Source organism: Tamlana crocina, from assembly GCF_012037625.1.
The window spans coordinates 1-286 of record NZ_JAAVJS010000842.1 but is presented as its reverse complement, the minus strand read 5'-3'; the positions used below and the strand labels follow the sequence as shown (position 1 = coordinate 286).

The 286-nt window shown below is 49.0% G+C and carries 1 pseudogene; it reads right to left on the bottom strand.

The window, feature by feature from the left end:
* Window positions 1-243: pseudogene (locus HC176_RS19205) on the bottom strand (exodeoxyribonuclease III); the annotation flags it as partial.
* Between the last annotated feature and the right edge of the window lie 43 nt (window positions 244-286).

The following is a 286-nucleotide window of genomic DNA, read 5'->3' as shown; positions in this document are numbered from 1 at the left end:
GAGAATTACGGGCAGATCCTGATCCAGCAGCTGTTTTGCCCTTTTTGAGAGTCGGTCGAACCAGCGCAATTTATAGTCGAATTTTGGCCCCGGTGCGGGATTCCCATTGGGCAGGTATAAACAGCCAATAACTATGTCGTTGATAATTGCTTCCAGGTACCGGCTTTGTTCATCTTCAGGTTCTCCTTCGAGACCGCGGCCCACTTCTTTTATTTCGAGTTCTTCTTTGGCCAGAATTGCCACTCCATTCCACCGCTTTTGCCCATGCCATATCGCATTGTATCCC